The following is a 14,448-nucleotide window of genomic DNA, read 5'->3' as shown; positions in this document are numbered from 1 at the left end:
CAGGAAAGACAAGACTATGCAGACCATTATCGACGCCTGGTTCGTCCAGGGCATGATCAAAGCCACCTCCGACGCCTGGCTGAAAGGCTGGGACGAACGCAACGGCGGCAACCTGACGCTGCGTCTGGATGAAGCGGATATCGAACCTTACGCGGCGGATTTCCACGCCAAACCGCGCTATATCGCCCTCAGCCAGCCGATGCCAACCCTGGCCAACCAGCCGTTTATCGTCACCGGCTCCGGCAAATTCTTCCGTAACGTCCAGCTCGACCCGGCCGCTAACCTCGGCGTGGTGAAGGTCGACAGCGACGGCGCGGGATACCATATCCTGTGGGGCCTGACGGAGGATGCCGTCCCGACCTCCGAGCTGCCGGCACACTTCCTGTCGCACAGCGAGCGCATCAAACTGACCGGCGGCAAAGACCGGGTGATCATGCACTGCCATGCCACCAACCTGATCGCCCTGACCTATGTTCTGGAGAACCACAGCGATCTTTTCACCCGTAAGCTGTGGGAAGGTAGCACCGAATGTCTGGTGGTCTTCCCGGATGGCGTCGGCATTCTGCCGTGGATGGTGCCGGGCACCGATGAAATCGGCCAGGCGACCGCCGAAACCATGCAAAAACACTCGCTTGTGCTGTGGCCGTTCCACGGCGTCTTCGGCAGCGGCCCCACGCTGGATGAGACCTTCGGCCTGATCGATACCGCCGAGAAGTCCGCCGAAGTGCTGGTGAAAGTCTTGTCGATGGGCGGGATGAAGCAGACCATCACCCGCGACGAGCTTATCGCCCTTGGCAAACGCTTCAACGTGCAGCCGCTGCAGTCCGCTTTAGATCTTTATCCATAACAACATCGCGCCCCGCTCACCGAGACGGGGCGAAATATCACCTGCAAACCCTACAAAACTAACTCATGTGGAGTAAAAGCAATGAAAACAAAGACAAGCTTGATCCTCACCGTTGCCGCCCTGGCGTTGTCCGGTTCCGCCTTAGCCGAAGTTAAAATCGCCCTTGTGGCGAAATCGCTGGGAAATGGCTTCTTCGAAGCCGCCAACGTTGGCGCCCAACAGGCAGCCAAGGAGTTAGGTGATGTCAAAGTGATCTACACCGGCCCGACCACTACCACCGCCGAGGCGCAGATCGACGTGCTGAACGGGTTGATCGCCCAGGGGGTGGATGCGATCGCCATTTCCGCCAACGATCCGGACGCGGTGGTGCCGGTGCTGAAAAAAGCGATGCAGCGCGGCATCAAGGTGGTCTCATGGGACTCCGGCGTGGCGCCGGCAGGCCGTCAGATCCATCTTAACCCCTCAAATAACGCCTTAATTGGCGAAACCAACGTCAAGCTTGCCGCCGATGCGCTGCAGGCGCTGAACGTTGAGAAAGGCGAGGTGGCCGTGTTAAGCGCCACCCCAACCTCCACGAACCAGAACATCTGGATTGAGGAGATGAAAAAGGTGCTACCGCAGTATCCGTCGGTGCAGCTGGTCACCGTCGCCTACGGTGACGATCTGTCGGATAAAAGCTACCGCGAAGCGGTGGGTCTGCTGAAATCATATCCGGACCTGAAAGTCATTGTCTCGCCGTCGTCGGTGGGGATTGTTGCCGCCGCGCAGGCGGTGAAGGACCAGGGCAAAATCGGCAAAGTGTATGTCACCGGGCTGGGGCTGCCGTCGGAAATGGCCGGCGCGATCAAGTCCGGCGCCAGCAAAAGCTTCGCCATCTGGAACCCGATTGACCTGGGCTACGCCGCCACCTATCTGGCCGACGATTTAGTCAAAGGCACGGCGACCAAAACCGAAGCCAGTATGGGCAAGCTGGGCAAAGTGAAGCTGGACGCCGAGGGGAATGGCGCGATGGCCAAGCCGTTTGTCTACGATGCGAGCAACATCGATAAGTTCTCGAAAATTTTCTAATCCTTGTTCCCTCACCCCGGCCCTCTCCCGGAGGGAGAGGGGGAACGGCTGGCCCTCTGCGCGATGCGGCCAGCGGACGCCGGACCGTTCCCTCGCCCCTGTGGGGGAGGGTTAGGGTGAGGGGTGATTTTTGTGGAGAACTATCATGTCAGCATCAACGCCACTGCTGTCGCTGAAGGGGATCACCAAAATTTTTCCCGGTGTGCGCGCCCTTGAGAACGTGCAGCTTGATCTCTGGCCCGGCAAAGTGACCGCCTTAATCGGCGAAAACGGCGCGGGGAAATCCACGCTGGTCAAAGTGATGACCGGTATTTATCAGCCCGAAGAGGGCGAGATCCTCTATAAAGCGATCCCCATTCATCTGCCAACGCCGGAGTCGGCGCATAAGGTAGGGATCACCGCCATTCACCAGGAAACCGTGCTGTTTGACGAACTCTCGGTCAGCGAAAACATTTTCGTCGGCCAGTATCTGTATAAGGGACTGCTGAAAACGCTCGACTGGCCGGCGATGCACCGCAGAGCCAACGAGATCCTCACCCGGCTGGAAGTCCAGATCGACCCGCGAGCCACGCTGAAAACCCTCAGCATCGCCCAGCGTCACATGGTGGCGATTGCCCGGGCGCTGGCTTTCGACGCCCAGGTGGTGATCCTCGATGAGCCGACCGCCGCGCTTTCCCAGCATGAAATCCTCGAGTTTTATCACATCGTTGAGCGTCTGAAGCAGGACGGCAAAGCGATCCTGTTTATCTCGCATAAGTTCGATGAAATCTTCGAGCTGGCCGATTATTACACCATCCTGCGCGATGGGGTGTACGTCAGCTCCGGGGCGATAAGCGACATCACCGAAGAGCGGATGGTGTCGATGATGGTGGGCCGGGCGATCAGCCAAACCTACCCGAAAGTCGACTGCACACCCGGAGAAACGGTGCTGGAGGTGACCGATCTCTGTCATCCTACCGAGTTTGCCCATATCAGCTTCCGCCTGCGCAAGGGAGAAATTCTCGGCTTTTACGGCCTGGTGGGCGCCGGACGCACCGAGCTGATGCAGGCGCTCTCCGGTGTCTCGCGCCCCTCCTCCGGCGAGATCCGCCTGAACGGCAGAACCATGCGCTTTCACCAGCCCGCCGACGCCATCCGCGCGGGCATCGTCTGCGTGCCGGAAGAGCGGCAGAAACAGGGAGCGATCATCGCCCTGCCTATCGCCCAGAACATCAGTTTACCGCAGCTCAGCAAGCTCAACCCTAACGGCGTCCTGAACGACGCCCGGGAATGGCGGCTGGCCGACGAGTACGCCTCGCGCCTGCAGGTAAAAGCCTTCAGCTGGCGGCAGCCGGTGGAGACCCTCTCCGGCGGCAACCAGCAGAAAGTGGTGATTGGCAAATGGCTGGCGACCCAGCCCGAAGTGATCATTCTCGATGAGCCGACCAAAGGCATCGATATCGGCTCAAAGGCCGCCGTGCATCAGTTTATGTCCGAGCTGGTCAGCCAGGGGCTGGCGGTGATTATGGTGTCGTCAGAGCTGCCGGAAGTGATGGGCATGGCCGACCGGATTATCGTAATGCACGAAGGGCAGATGGTCGCCGAGTACCGGGCCGGGGAAGCGACGGCGGAAACCATCGTTAGCGCCGCTAGCGGCATCGGCCAGGAGGCGGCATGATGGGACACGCATGGCTGAAACATCGCGAAGCGCTGCTGGCGGTGGTCATTATTTTGATGATCGGCGCCATCGGCAGCCGGGCGCCGTCGTTCGTTTCACCGGGCAATCTGGTGGAGATGTTTAACGATACCGCCATCCTTATCATCCTCGCCCTCGGCCAGATGATGGTGTTGCTCACCAAAGGCATTGATCTGTCGATGGCCGCCAACCTGGCGCTGACCGGGATGATCGTCGCCCTGCTTAACGCCCACTATCCGGGTATTCCGGTGGTAGCGCTGCTGGCGCTGGCGACTCTGCTGGGCCTGCTGATGGGAGTAATTAACGGCCTGCTGGTCTGGCGCCTCGGCATTCCCGCCATTGTGGTGACCCTGGGCACCATGAGCATTTATCGCGGCATTATCTTCCTGCTGACTGACGGCGGCTGGGTTAACTCACATCAGATGAGCGCTGATTTTCTCAGTCTGCCGCGCAGCCCCCTCCTGGGGCTGCCGCTACTGAGCTGGTGCGCCATCGCCGCGCTGCTGCTGGTGGGTTATTTCCTGCGCTACAGCCGCACCGGCCGGGCCTTATACACCGCGGGCGGCAACGCGACGGCGGCATACTACACCGGCATTAACGCCGGAAAAATGCAGTTCGTCAGCTTCTGTCTCTCCGGCGCGCTGGCCGGCTTCTGCGGCTATCTGTGGATCTCGCGCTTCGCCGTCGCCTATGTCGACGTCGCCAACGGTTTTGAACTCCAGGTGGTCGCTGCCTGCGTGATCGGCGGTATCAGCACCATGGGCGGAAGCGGACGGGTGCTGGGCTGCCTGTGCGGCGCGCTGTTCCTCGGGGTCATCAATAACGCCCTGCCGGTGATCGGCATCTCGCCCTTCTGGCAAATGGCGATTTCCGGGGCGGTGATCGTCATGGCGGTGCTGCTCAACGAGCGCGGCAATCGCGGTCACGGGCGGTTAATCCTGCGCAACGCGGCGTTAGCCAGACAGAAACAGGCGGTGAAATCATGAGCAAAATGATGGTATCTGAAGAGATGAAAAACGCCCCGGCCGCGCCGTCGCCGCTGCGCCGCCTGCTGTGCTGGGAAGGGTTTTTACTGGCGGTCACCCTGGCGGTATTTATCGGCAACGCCGTGGCTTCCCCGTACTTCCTCAATATCTGGAACCTGTCGGACGCCACCTTTACCTTTACCGAGAAGGCGATCGTCGTCCTGCCGATGGCGATGCTGATTATCGCCCGGGAAATCGATCTGTCGGTAGCCTCGACGATGGCTCTCAGCTCAACGGTGATGGGCTTCTGCGCGGCAGCGGGGATGGACACTCCGCTGCTGGTGGTCATCGGCCTGGGCGTAGGTCTGCTGTGCGGCCTGTTCAACGGCTTGCTGGTGACCCGCTTTAACCTGTCGTCCATTGTGATCACCATCGGCACCATGAGCCTGTATCGCGGCATCACCTATATCCTGTTGGGCGATCAGGCACTCAACCACTATCCGGAGAGCTTTGCCTGGTTCGGCCAGGGGTACGTGTGGGGGGCGCTCTCTTTTGAGTTTGCGCTGTTTATCCTCCTCGCGGCCGCCTTCACCTTCCTGCTGCATAAAACCAACTTTGGTCGCCGGACCTACGCCATCGGCAATAACCCGACCGGCGCCTGGTTCTCCGGGATTAACGTTAAGCGTCATAACCTGGTGCTGTTCGCGCTGGTTGGGCTGATGGCCGGGCTGGCGGCGGTCCTGCTGACCTCACGGCTCGGCAGTACCCGCCCCACCCTGGCGATGGGCTGGGAGCTGGCGGTTGTCACCATGGCGGTGCTCGGCGGCGTCAATATTCTCGGCGGCTCCGGCAGCATGCCCGGGGTGATCATCGCCGCCTTTCTGATGGGGCTGGTGACCTTCGGCCTGAGCCTGCTGAACGTCCCCGGCATCGTGATGTCGGTGATTATCGGCGCCATGCTGATCGTGGTGATCTCCCTGCCGATTATTACCCGGCGGATGATGCAGCGAAGACGATGTTAATTTCCCCCTCACCTTGGCCCCCTCCCTGCGGGAGAGGGTCGGGGTGAGGGGAAACGGATTTCCCAAAATCAACATTAAGGAGAATTATCATGAGTTTTATGTTGGCACTACCTAAAATCAGCCTCCACGGCGCAGGCGCGATCGGTGATATGGTCAAGCTGGTAGCGGGCAAACAGTGGGGCAAGGCGCTGATCGTCACCGACGGTCAGCTGGTGAAGCTGGGCCTGCTGGACAGCCTGTTCGCCGCGCTGGATGAACAGCAGATGGCTTATCAGCTATTTGACGAGGTATTCCCCAACCCCACCGAAGCGCTGGTGCAGCAAGGCTATGCGGCTTACCAGGCGGCCCGCTGCGATTACCTGATCGCCTTCGGCGGCGGTAGCCCGATTGATACCGCCAAAGCGATAAAAATCCTCACCGCCAACCCAGGCCCCTCCACCGCCTACTCCGGCGTCGGCAAAGTGAAAAACGCTGGCGTGCCGCTGGTGGCCATCAATACCACCGCCGGCACGGCGGCGGAGATGACCAGCAACGCGGTAATTATCGATAGCGAGCGGCAGGTGAAAGAGGTGATTATCGACCCGAACCTGATCCCGGATATCGCCGTCGACGACGCCAGCGTGATGCTCGACATTCCGCCAGCCGTTACCGCCGCCACCGGCATGGATGCCCTGACCCACGCCATCGAGGCCTTTGTCTCCGTTGGCGCCCATCCGCTGACCGACGCCAACGCCCTCGAGGCCATTCGTCTGATTAACCTGTGGCTGCCGAAAGCGGTAGACGATGGGCACGATCTGCAGGCCCGCGAGCAGATGGCCTTTGGCCAGTATCTGGCGGGCATGGCGTTCAACAGCGCCGGTCTCGGGCTGGTACATGCCCTGGCCCATCAGCCTGGCGCCACCCACAACCTGCCGCACGGGGTATGCAACGCCATCCTGCTGCCGATCATCGAAAACTTTAACCGCCCGAACGCGGTGGCGCGCTTTGCCCGCGTGGCGCAGGCGATGGGCGTCGATACTCGCGGCATGAGCGATGAAGCTGCCAGCATGGAGGCCATCAATGCCATCCGCACGCTGAGCAAACGCGTAGGGATCCCCCAGGGTTTTAGCCAGCTTGGCGTCAGCAAAGCCGATATCGAAGGCTGGCTGGATAAAGCGCTGGCCGACCCATGCGCGCCGTGTAACCCGCGCCCCGCCAGCCGCGATGAGGTTCGCGAGCTCTATCTGGAGGCCTTATGATCCGTAAAGCCTTCGTCATGCAGGTGAACCCCGACGCGCACGAGGAGTACCAGCGCCGCCATAACCCCATCTGGCCGGAGCTGGAGGCAGTGTTGAAGGATCACGGCGCGCACCACTACGCCATTTATCTCGATAAAGAACGCCATCTCCTGTTCGCGACGGTGGAGATTGAATCGGAAGCCCGCTGGGAAGCGGTCGCCAGCACGGAAGTATGCCAGCGTTGGTGGAAATACATGCGCGAGGTGATGCCCAGCAACCCGGACAACAGCCCGCTGAGCGCGGAGCTCAAAGAAGTGTTTTATCTGGCGTAAAAATAACTGGCCTCCCTCCAGACGGGAGGCCGGTCGTTTAAACGGTCATTGCATTATCGCGCAGCGGCTCGGTTTTCGTCTTACCCGCTAACGTAAACGCGGATATTAAGGTGACGGTCAGGGCAATACCGCCGAGGATCATGTAGGTATCCTGAAAGCCGATCCGATCGTACATATTGCCGGCGAAGGCGGAGAGGAAGATCGCCGCCACCTGCTTGGCGAACTGGAAGCCCACCAGATAAATAGTCGCCGACAGCCGGACGTCAAACACGCCGGTGATGTATTTAAAGGCGCCCACCAGCAGGAACGGCACCTCCAGCGCATGGAGCATTTTCAACGCTACGACTTCCGCGGCGGTGGTGGCGAAGGAAGAGCCAATCATTCTTGCCGCCATCACCATCCCGGCGATCAGCAGGGTATTCTTCGCTCCGATACGGTTAATAATCCACGGCGAGCTGAACATAATGATGGCGTTACATATTTCTCCCGCGGTGGTGGCGAAACCAAAGGCGCGGGTGCCCGCTTCCGGGGTCGCGAAGAACGATTTGAAGAAGGTGGCGAACTGCTGATCGAAAACGTCATACACGCAGGCCACGCCGATAACATACAGAATAAACATCCACATCTTACGCTGGCGGAACATGCGCACCGCCGTTTTTAAATCGATCGCCGGGCGATTGGCGCCGAGCGAATCCATCACCTGCGCGGACTGACTGGCCTGCGGTTTGGCGATGGCCACCAGCACCACCAGCAGCAGCGCGGCGGCTGACCCCATCCAGAACACCCATTCGGGATTAATGCTGAACAGCATTCCGGCGGTAGTCGCGCACAGCGCCCATCCCAGGCAGCCAAAGGTGCGCGCCTTGCCGTATTCAAACCCGCTGTTGCGGCTTACCCGTTCGATATAGGCCTCCATCGCGCCGGCGCCTGCGGAGAATGCAAAGCCGATATAGGCGCCGCCGCTCAGCGCCCCGAGCCAGATATTGGTTTTCAGCAGCGGAGCGAAAACATAAAGGAAGAAGGGAGCAATCAGCACCAGCAGAACGGTCACGATCCACATCAGGTGTTTTTTCAGCCCCAGCTTGTCAGAGATCACTCCGAGGATCGGCTGGAAACAGATGGCGAACAGCGACAGGCTGGAGAAAACGAGGCCGGTTTCGGTTTTATTCAGGCCGATGACGTCCGACAGCCAGATCGGCAGAAACGGAAAGCAGGTGGCCATGATGAAGAAGTAGAGAAAGAAGAACAGCCCGAAAATCCAGAAGTTGGGGTTGTTTTTGTGGGTACAGACGGTCGGGTTCATTATATTTTCCTCAAGAAGGGCCGCAGCGCGGCCCGATACCATCACACGCGTTGCAGACCAATCAGAATGGCGCTTTCCGGGTCGAGGATGGGTAGCGCCAGCCCCGCCTGCTGCAGCCACTCACCGCTCACCGTCTGCGGCGTCGTCATCCATGCCGGCAGCTTCCGCATGGTGTGGCCGCCCTCACCGGTGATCTGAATGTTCGGATGATCGAGGAGCGTCACCTGATAGCGGGCGCTCGCCTCCAGGCCCGCCAGGCGCAGGGGCGCCATCAGGGTGTAGTCCGGCATCGCCAGCTGGCTAACGAGGAAGATCGCCTGCGCTTTATCCGGGCTGACGACGCCATGGGCAAGGGTGGTGGCGTCCGGCATATCTATTCGCCACTGCACGCCGTGATGGATCACGTCGCGCCACTGTTTATGCAGGGCCGCATATTTTCGGTATCCGGCGCGCTCTTCTTCATCGGCGCTCACCGGATCCAGCTCAAGGCCCATATGACCGAACAGCGCCGTCAGGCCGCGGAAGGCGATACTATGCTGGCGGAAGGTGGCATGACAGTGGCGATTGCCAATATGCGCGCCCATTACCTCGGGTGGAAAGAAGTAGCTCATGCCGCGCTGGATGGTGTTGCGCTCAAGGGCGTCATTGTTGTCAGACGCCCAGAAGCGATGGCTGCGTTTGAGGACTTCATAATCGATCCGTCCGCCGCCGGAGGAGCAGGATTCAAATTCAATGTGCGGGAAACGGGCCACCAGCGTATCCAGCAGGCGGTAGAACTGGCGCGTTTGCGCGTCCGCAGCGGCGCGTCCCTGATGCCCAGGCTGCACCAGCTCGCGGTTCATATCCCACTTCACGTAGTCCACCGCATGCTCGCCCAGCAGCCAGCTCATCCGCTCCAGCAGATAATCAAACGCTTCGGGAATGTTGAGGTTCAGGACAAACTGATGGCGGCCGGTCAGCGGGGTATAGCCCGGCAGCGCCAGCACCCAGTCCGGGTGCGCCCGGTACAGATCGGAATCCGGGTTAATCATTTCCGGCTCCACCCAGATACCGAATTCCATACCCAGAGACTTCACGTGATCGATAACCGGCGTCAGGCCGTAGGGGTATTTTTTCTCATCGAGATACCAGTCGCCAAGCGCCGCCCAGTCGTCGTTGCGCCCTTTAAACCAGCCGTCATCGATAATAAAGCGCTCGACGCCCAGGGCCGCCGCTTCGTCGGCCATACGCATGATGTAGTCCGGGTCGTGGTCGAAATAGATCCCCTCCCAGGTGTTGAGATGCACCGGGCGCGGTTTGTTGCCCGGGAAACGAATAATCCGTTCGCGCAGATAACGATGGAACTGCTGGCTCATGCCGTTCAGCCCATTCGCCGAGTAGCTGGCATACAGGTACGGCGTCCACAAGGTTTCCCCTTCCGCCAGCGCCATTTCGCCCGGCAGATAGAGCGCCTCGGCCTGCAGATAGCGACGGCCATCGGTTTTCACCTCCGCCCGCAGGCGATGGTTACCGCTCCAGGCCAGATGCACGCCCCAGACTTCACCCTGCATCTCGCTAAAGGCGCGGCTGCCGGTGATCAGGGCCGGGAAATGTTCGTGAGAGGTGCGCCCGCGGCGGTTCTCCAGCACAAAGCTGTCGTGCTCAAGCGTCAGGCGGTGAGGCTGAAACTCGCGGATCCAGCGGCCATGGAAAGCCATCACCTCGCGAGCGCGTTCGGCGACCGGCAGCGTGACCGCCAGGCGATCCACCTGCCATGGGCTGGCGCGCAGATTGGTCACGCCATGGCGCACGCTCAGCACGCCGCTGGCATCCAACGCGATCTCGCTCTGCAGGCGCAGGCCGGCCTGCGGATCTTCGCTGACCAGGGTCAGCGTCTGGCCCTCGTGCCGCACTTCGCTGGTGGTGAACAGCGGAGAGGCATCCAGCCCCTGACGATGGCCTTCAATGCCCGGCGCGCCAAACAGACCATGGCCCAGCTCCGCCATTAAGGTCACTGGCGAATCGACATCCAGTCTACCGTTGGCGACCGGGCGCGTCAGGCTGTCGGCATCCTGCGGCGAAAAGTGGCTTAAATGCGGTCCCCAGTAGACAATTTCGGCGAAAGGGCGGGTTTTAATCACAACATCGGCACCGGCGCTTTGCAGGTGAATCAGCGAATCAGACATCAGACATCTCCATCACAAGGAATGTCTTACTGTTGATCCGAAACGTTTCGGATGCCAACCAAAACGTTTCGGATCCGTGATCGGCTTCAGAATTACGGGTTAAAAAGGGATAAGATCAGGCGGTTTCACCCGGGATAAATTCCGGCTGCCATAGCACCTGCAGCGTGGCGAGATCCTCCCCGGCGATTAAGCGACGCACCATATCGGCAATCTGCCTTCCCACGCCCTGGCGCGTGGACTGGATCACCGCGGCGACATCGGTCTCAATGATGCTGTCCTGCGGCAGCCCGTCGTACACCACCAGGGCGACGCGGTTGTCGCCGGTTAAACGCCCCAGGTGGGCGAGCGCCATCGCGGCGCCATCGCCATGGGTGTTGCAGTCGGTGATAATCGCGGTAGGCGGCTCAGGCAGACGCAGCAGCTCCAGCGTGGCCTGATAGCCGCCGCGGCGCGTCGCCGGCACGCTACGCAGCCATGCATCGGATAACCCCGCCTCGCGCAGGGCATCGAGGTAGCCGTTACGCCTTTGCAAAATAAACGCCTGATTGTTGTTCTCGCCCAGCAGAGCGATACGCTGGTGGCCCTGTTGAATCAGATGGCGGGTGGCGCGGCAGGTGCCGGCATAGTTATCGAAATCAAACCAGGCGTAGGGCTGCGCCAGGCGGCTACGGCCGAGCGCCAGAAACGGAAAGCCGGAGGCCTGCAGCTGCGCCAGCCGCGGATCGTCATCCAGAGTATGGGCCACGATTAATGCATCGACGCGACGGCCCTGCACCATGCGCATATAGCCATGTTTATCCGCCTGCTCATCATCGGCGATCAGCAACAAATCAATGTCATGGCGCGCCAGCTCATGGCTGATCTCCCCGACCATCTCGAGAAAAACGTTATTGTTGAGCGGCGCGGGGCGGACAGGGAAGACGAGACCAACGGCATCGATGGTGCCCATTTTCAGACGGCGGGCGAAAGTGTTGGGGCGATAGCCCCGGCGCTGCGCTTCAGCCTCAACCCGGGCGCGGGTCTCCTGCGACACATCGTCGTAGCCGTTCAACGCCCGGCTGACGGTCGTGACGGAGATCCCAAGTTGTTTGGCAATGGCTTTCAGCGACATAAAAATCCCTGTTTTCGCATAGGAAAGCTAGTTTCCCGCAATATGGCTATGACGTCCAGCGAGCGCGCGTCCCCCGCCGACGCGATGTCAGTTTTGCTCAGCGATCAGCAGGGCCTGCGTATCCGGCTCCAGCGCCTGAAAAACATGCTCCTGATCCGCCGGGTAGCAGATATAGTCGCCCTCGCCGAGCTCTTCCGGCGCCGACGTCAGCCCTACCCGCGCCCGCCCCTGGGTGACGATAATATGTTCCACCGAGCCTGGCGGATGCGGATGCGAAATGCGGTCGGCGCCGGGCTGGGTGAGCAGCAAATAGATGTCCCGACGCGCGCCGGGCGGACAGGCGGCCAGCAAAATGGCCTGATAGTTCGCCTGCTCTGCCACCACTTTGGTCCCCTCGCCGCGGCGGATCACCTGCGTTTTGTTCACCTGCGGCTCAAGCAGCCTGGCAAATGGAATATCCAGCGCTACGCAGAGCGACCACAGCGTTTCCAGACTCGGGTTGCCGTTGCCGGACTCCAGTTGCGATAGCGTGGATTTTGCGATACCCGCCCGACGCGCGACTTCCGCCAGCGAAAGCCCGGTCCGCGCCCGCTCCCGCACCAGACTTTTGGCGATAACGCTGATTGGCTGTGTCATACCCGCCCCTTGTTTTTTATATCGAACAATTCGTTCGCCTTGAAAAACGATCATTATGTGTTCATTATAATGGAAATTCGTTCGATATGGCTAAGTGATATGAAACAAACTCTCTCCAGTCTCAGCGGAGACACGATAAAATCGATTGTTTTGGTCTGCCTTGCCGTCGGGGTGGTGGGCATGTCCTATGGGTCGCTGGCGGTGGCTTACGGCTTCCCTTTATGGGTGCCGCTCTTGCTTTCGGTGTCGGTGCTGGCGGGCGCCTCTGAATTTATGTTTATCGGCATTGTCGCCAGCGGCGGTAGTCCGCTGGCCGCCGCCGCCGCCGGCCTGTTAGTCAATGCGCGTCATATCCCGTTCGGGGTGACCGTACGCGAACTGGTTGGTCGGCGCGCCTTAAGCTTTATCGGGTGCCACATTATGAACGACGAGAGCGTGGTCTTTGGCTTGTCGCAGCCCACCCCCGCGCAGCGCAAAGCGGCCTACTGGCTGTGCGGCGCTGGCGTCGCGCTGATCTGGCCCCTCGGTACGCTAACCGGCGCGGCCGTCGGCAAACTGCTGCCAGCGCCGGAAACCATCGGGCTTGATGCGGTCTTCCCGGCGATCCTGCTGGCGCTGGTGATCCCGGCCTTTAAAAACCGCACTACGCTGATCCGCGCCGCCAGCGGCGCCGCGCTGGCGCTTGCCGCCGTACCGTTTGTGCCCACCGGGCTGCCGGTGCTGCTTTCGCTGTTCGGTTTACTGTCGAGGAAAAAATAATGGGCAATATGACGCTGTTTATCGCCGGTATCGCCATCCTGTCGCTGGGAACCTATCTGATGCGTCTCGGCGGCGCGAAGCTCGGCAATCGGCTGGCATTTTCCGAGCGCTCGCAGGCGCTGCTTTCCGATGCGGCGACGGTGCTGCTTTTTTCCGTCGCCCTGGCCACCACTTTCTATGAGGGCGCACATTTCGCCGGTATGGCGCGCGTTCTGGGCGTTGCTTTCGCTGTGTTCCTCGCCTGGCGCAAGGTCCCGCTGATCGGCGTGATTATCGCCGCCGCCGTGGTGACCGCGCTGCTGCGCCTGGCGGGTATGCCCTAGGACGAGTAAGCGTAATCTGTAAAACCGCTGTGCTGTCCGGCGATCGTGCCTTCAAGCCACTGAATAACCGGTTCGATTTGCAGCGGGTGCCGCTGGTCTATCGTCAGTACAGGTCCTAACGACATGGGCTGCGCCCGCCCGGCCAGCTGGGCCAGCTCCGGCAAATACTCTTCTCCGGGGTGGCCCGGCGGCCGCGTCGCCAGCCGCGAGGCATAGCGCGCGACGGCCAGCTCCGGAGAGATATGGTTCCAGACCTCAATCACCTGCTCCACGCCCGCCTGCTGTAGCAGTCTCTGCAAGGTCTCCCGCGGCTGAAAGCCGAACCAGGCGTCGATCAACCAGACCATGCTGGCAGGCGATGCGCCGACAATCGACCAGATCACCTCATACGCCGCGCAGCCCAGCTGGCGATTCATCGGCCGGTCGACAGGGGCCAGGCGCGCCATAAACGGCTCTTTGATGCCGTCGATCGTCAATACCGGCAGGCTAAAGGTCTCCGCCAGCAAACGGGTAATGGTGCTCTTCCCCGACGCCGGAATGCCGTTGATTAAAATGGCCGTTTTGCAGCCTGGGGTCAGATGTCTGTTCATAGTAATGCGACAACCTCCTCCCGGCTGCGGGCCGTCCGCAGTTTGGCCATGGTGTCATTATTATCCAGCAGCGCGACGATGGAACGGATGCCCTCCTCGATATGCGCATTGCTGTCCCGGGCGCCAAACATAATAACAATGTCCGCTTTTTCACTGTCCGCAAAGGGAATAGGCTTTTCCAGCACCACCAGGCTAAAGCAGTTGCGTCTGACGCCGCATTCGGGGCGGGCATGGGGGATGGCAATCCCTTCATCAAAAACGTAATAAGCGCCATGATTTAAAGTATTGTCGATCACCGCCTGGCTATATTCCGTCGAAATAAAGCCTTTTGCCTCCAGCGGGCGGGCAGCCAGCTTTATTACCCGCTGCCAGTCGGACTCCACAACGCCAACCTGAATGGCATCGGCCTCAATAAGCAGTTCTTTTATGGTCATT

Annotated in this window: 15 protein-coding genes; 9 read left to right on the top strand and 6 right to left on the bottom strand. The window is 60.4% G+C overall.

The features are described from left to right. Positions 1-16 precede the first annotated feature (16 nt). The 7 genes from KPHS_00630 to KPHS_00570 all read left to right on the top strand — a co-directional run bounded on the left by KPHS_00630 (position 17) and on the right by KPHS_00570 (position 7,126). Positions 17-847, top strand: coding sequence for a rhamnulose-1-phosphate aldolase (locus KPHS_00630; protein YP_005224363.1), 831 nt, complete (start codon positions 17-19; stop codon positions 845-847). 81 nt (positions 848-928) lie between these two features. Next, positions 929-1,915, top strand: a complete 987-nt coding sequence (locus KPHS_00620; protein ID YP_005224362.1) for a rhamnose transport system substrate-binding component — start codon at positions 929-931, stop codon at positions 1,913-1,915. A gap of 145 nt (positions 1,916-2,060) precedes the next feature. After that, entirely contained in the window at positions 2,061-3,572 is a 1,512-nt protein-coding gene (locus KPHS_00610; RefSeq protein ID YP_005224361.1) for a putative ABC transporter, read from the top strand. Beyond that, the gene (locus KPHS_00600; protein ID YP_005224360.1) at positions 3,569-4,576 is read left to right on the top strand and encodes a putative inner-membrane translocator; all 1,008 of its coding nucleotides are present in this window, start codon (positions 3,569-3,571) and stop codon (positions 4,574-4,576) included. The genes KPHS_00610 and KPHS_00600 overlap by 4 nt, the downstream gene beginning before the upstream one ends. Then, positions 4,573-5,577 carry a rhamnose ABC transport system permease component gene (locus KPHS_00590; protein ID YP_005224359.1) on the top strand — a complete coding sequence of 335 codons (1,005 nt, stop codon included), beginning with the start codon at positions 4,573-4,575 and terminating at the stop codon, positions 5,575-5,577. Before KPHS_00600 ends, KPHS_00590 begins: the two co-directional genes overlap by 4 nt. Positions 5,578-5,666: 89 nt before the next feature. Beyond that, the gene (locus KPHS_00580; RefSeq protein ID YP_005224358.1) at positions 5,667-6,815 is read left to right on the top strand and encodes an alcohol dehydrogenase; all 1,149 of its coding nucleotides are present in this window, start codon (positions 5,667-5,669) and stop codon (positions 6,813-6,815) included. Further along, on the top strand, positions 6,812-7,126 hold the full coding sequence (locus tag KPHS_00570; RefSeq protein YP_005224357.1) for an L-rhamnose 1-epimerase: 315 nt from the start codon (positions 6,812-6,814) through the stop codon (positions 7,124-7,126). The genes KPHS_00580 and KPHS_00570 overlap by 4 nt, the downstream gene beginning before the upstream one ends. Positions 7,127-7,163: 37 nt before the next feature. Here KPHS_00570 and KPHS_00560 read toward each other — a convergent pair whose 3' ends face one another. From KPHS_00560 to KPHS_00530, 4 genes are all read right to left on the bottom strand, one after another. After that, positions 7,164-8,429: a raffinose permease gene (locus tag KPHS_00560; protein YP_005224356.1), complete on the bottom strand. Its 1,266-nt coding sequence runs from the start codon at positions 8,427-8,429 to the stop codon at positions 7,164-7,166. A gap of 41 nt (positions 8,430-8,470) precedes the next feature. Further along, the gene (locus tag KPHS_00550; RefSeq protein ID YP_005224355.1) at positions 8,471-10,594 is read right to left on the bottom strand and encodes a putative glycoprotein; all 2,124 of its coding nucleotides are present in this window, start codon (positions 10,592-10,594) and stop codon (positions 8,471-8,473) included. A gap of 115 nt (positions 10,595-10,709) precedes the next feature. Then, positions 10,710-11,705 carry a galETK operon repressor gene (locus tag KPHS_00540; RefSeq protein ID YP_005224354.1) on the bottom strand — a complete coding sequence of 332 codons (996 nt, stop codon included), beginning with the start codon at positions 11,703-11,705 and terminating at the stop codon, positions 10,710-10,712. An 87-nt stretch (positions 11,706-11,792) separates the two neighbouring features. Next, on the bottom strand, positions 11,793-12,395 hold the full coding sequence (locus KPHS_00530) for a putative helix-turn-helix regulatory protein (protein YP_005224353.1): 603 nt from the start codon (positions 12,393-12,395) through the stop codon (positions 11,793-11,795). A gap of 126 nt (positions 12,396-12,521) precedes the next feature. On the opposite strand from KPHS_00530, the gene KPHS_00520 reads away from it, so the two are divergent. Both KPHS_00520 and KPHS_00510 read left to right on the top strand, forming a co-directional pair. Continuing rightward, positions 12,522-13,100, top strand: coding sequence for an AzlC family ABC transporter permease (locus tag KPHS_00520; RefSeq protein YP_005224352.1), 579 nt, complete (start codon positions 12,522-12,524; stop codon positions 13,098-13,100). Further along, on the top strand, positions 13,100-13,423 hold the full coding sequence (locus KPHS_00510) for a putative inner membrane protein (protein ID YP_005224351.1): 324 nt from the start codon (positions 13,100-13,102) through the stop codon (positions 13,421-13,423). The genes KPHS_00520 and KPHS_00510 overlap by 1 nt, the downstream gene beginning before the upstream one ends. Here KPHS_00510 and KPHS_00500 read toward each other — a convergent pair. After that, entirely contained in the window at positions 13,420-14,013 is a 594-nt protein-coding gene (locus tag KPHS_00500; RefSeq protein ID YP_005224350.1) for a putative serine protease, read from the bottom strand. The two genes, KPHS_00510 and KPHS_00500, sit on opposite strands and share 4 nt — an antisense overlap. Continuing rightward, complete coding sequence (locus KPHS_00490; protein ID YP_005224349.1) at positions 14,010-14,447, bottom strand: PTS family protein IIA component; 438 nt, start codon at positions 14,445-14,447, stop codon at positions 14,010-14,012. The genes KPHS_00500 and KPHS_00490 overlap by 4 nt, the downstream gene beginning before the upstream one ends. Between the last annotated feature and the right edge of the window lies 1 nt (position 14,448).

Source organism: Klebsiella pneumoniae subsp. pneumoniae HS11286, from assembly GCF_000240185.1.
GTDB lineage: Bacteria > Pseudomonadota > Gammaproteobacteria > Enterobacterales > Enterobacteriaceae > Klebsiella > Klebsiella pneumoniae.
This window is presented reverse-complemented; position numbering and strand designations above follow the sequence as displayed.

Bases quoted from the DNA above. Each gene is read 5' to 3' on its own strand.
- KPHS_00630 (YP_005224363.1), top strand. From the start codon at position 17: ATGCAGACCATTATCGACGCCTGGTTCGTCCAGGGCATGATCAAAGCC.
- KPHS_00620 (YP_005224362.1), top strand. From the start codon at position 929: ATGAAAACAAAGACAAGCTTGATCCTCACCGTTGCCGCCCTGGCGTTG.
- KPHS_00610 (YP_005224361.1), top strand. From the start codon at position 2,061: ATGTCAGCATCAACGCCACTGCTGTCGCTGAAGGGGATCACCAAAATT.
- KPHS_00600 (YP_005224360.1), top strand. From the start codon at position 3,569: ATGATGGGACACGCATGGCTGAAACATCGCGAAGCGCTGCTGGCGGTG.
- KPHS_00590 (YP_005224359.1), top strand. From the start codon at position 4,573: ATGAGCAAAATGATGGTATCTGAAGAGATGAAAAACGCCCCGGCCGCG.
- KPHS_00580 (YP_005224358.1), top strand. From the start codon at position 5,667: ATGAGTTTTATGTTGGCACTACCTAAAATCAGCCTCCACGGCGCAGGC.
- KPHS_00570 (YP_005224357.1), top strand. From the start codon at position 6,812: ATGATCCGTAAAGCCTTCGTCATGCAGGTGAACCCCGACGCGCACGAG.
- KPHS_00560 (YP_005224356.1), bottom strand. From the start codon at position 8,429: ATGAACCCGACCGTCTGTACCCACAAAAACAACCCCAACTTCTGGATT.
- KPHS_00550 (YP_005224355.1), bottom strand. From the start codon at position 10,594: ATGTCTGATTCGCTGATTCACCTGCAAAGCGCCGGTGCCGATGTTGTG.
- KPHS_00540 (YP_005224354.1), bottom strand. From the start codon at position 11,705: ATGTCGCTGAAAGCCATTGCCAAACAACTTGGGATCTCCGTCACGACC.
- KPHS_00530 (YP_005224353.1), bottom strand. From the start codon at position 12,395: ATGATCGTTTTTCAAGGCGAACGAATTGTTCGATATAAAAAACAAGGG.
- KPHS_00520 (YP_005224352.1), top strand. From the start codon at position 12,522: ATGTCCTATGGGTCGCTGGCGGTGGCTTACGGCTTCCCTTTATGGGTG.
- KPHS_00510 (YP_005224351.1), top strand. From the start codon at position 13,100: ATGGGCAATATGACGCTGTTTATCGCCGGTATCGCCATCCTGTCGCTG.
- KPHS_00500 (YP_005224350.1), bottom strand. From the start codon at position 14,013: ATGAACAGACATCTGACCCCAGGCTGCAAAACGGCCATTTTAATCAAC.
- KPHS_00490 (YP_005224349.1), bottom strand. From the start codon at position 14,447: ATGACCATAAAAGAACTGCTTATTGAGGCCGATGCCATTCAGGTTGGC.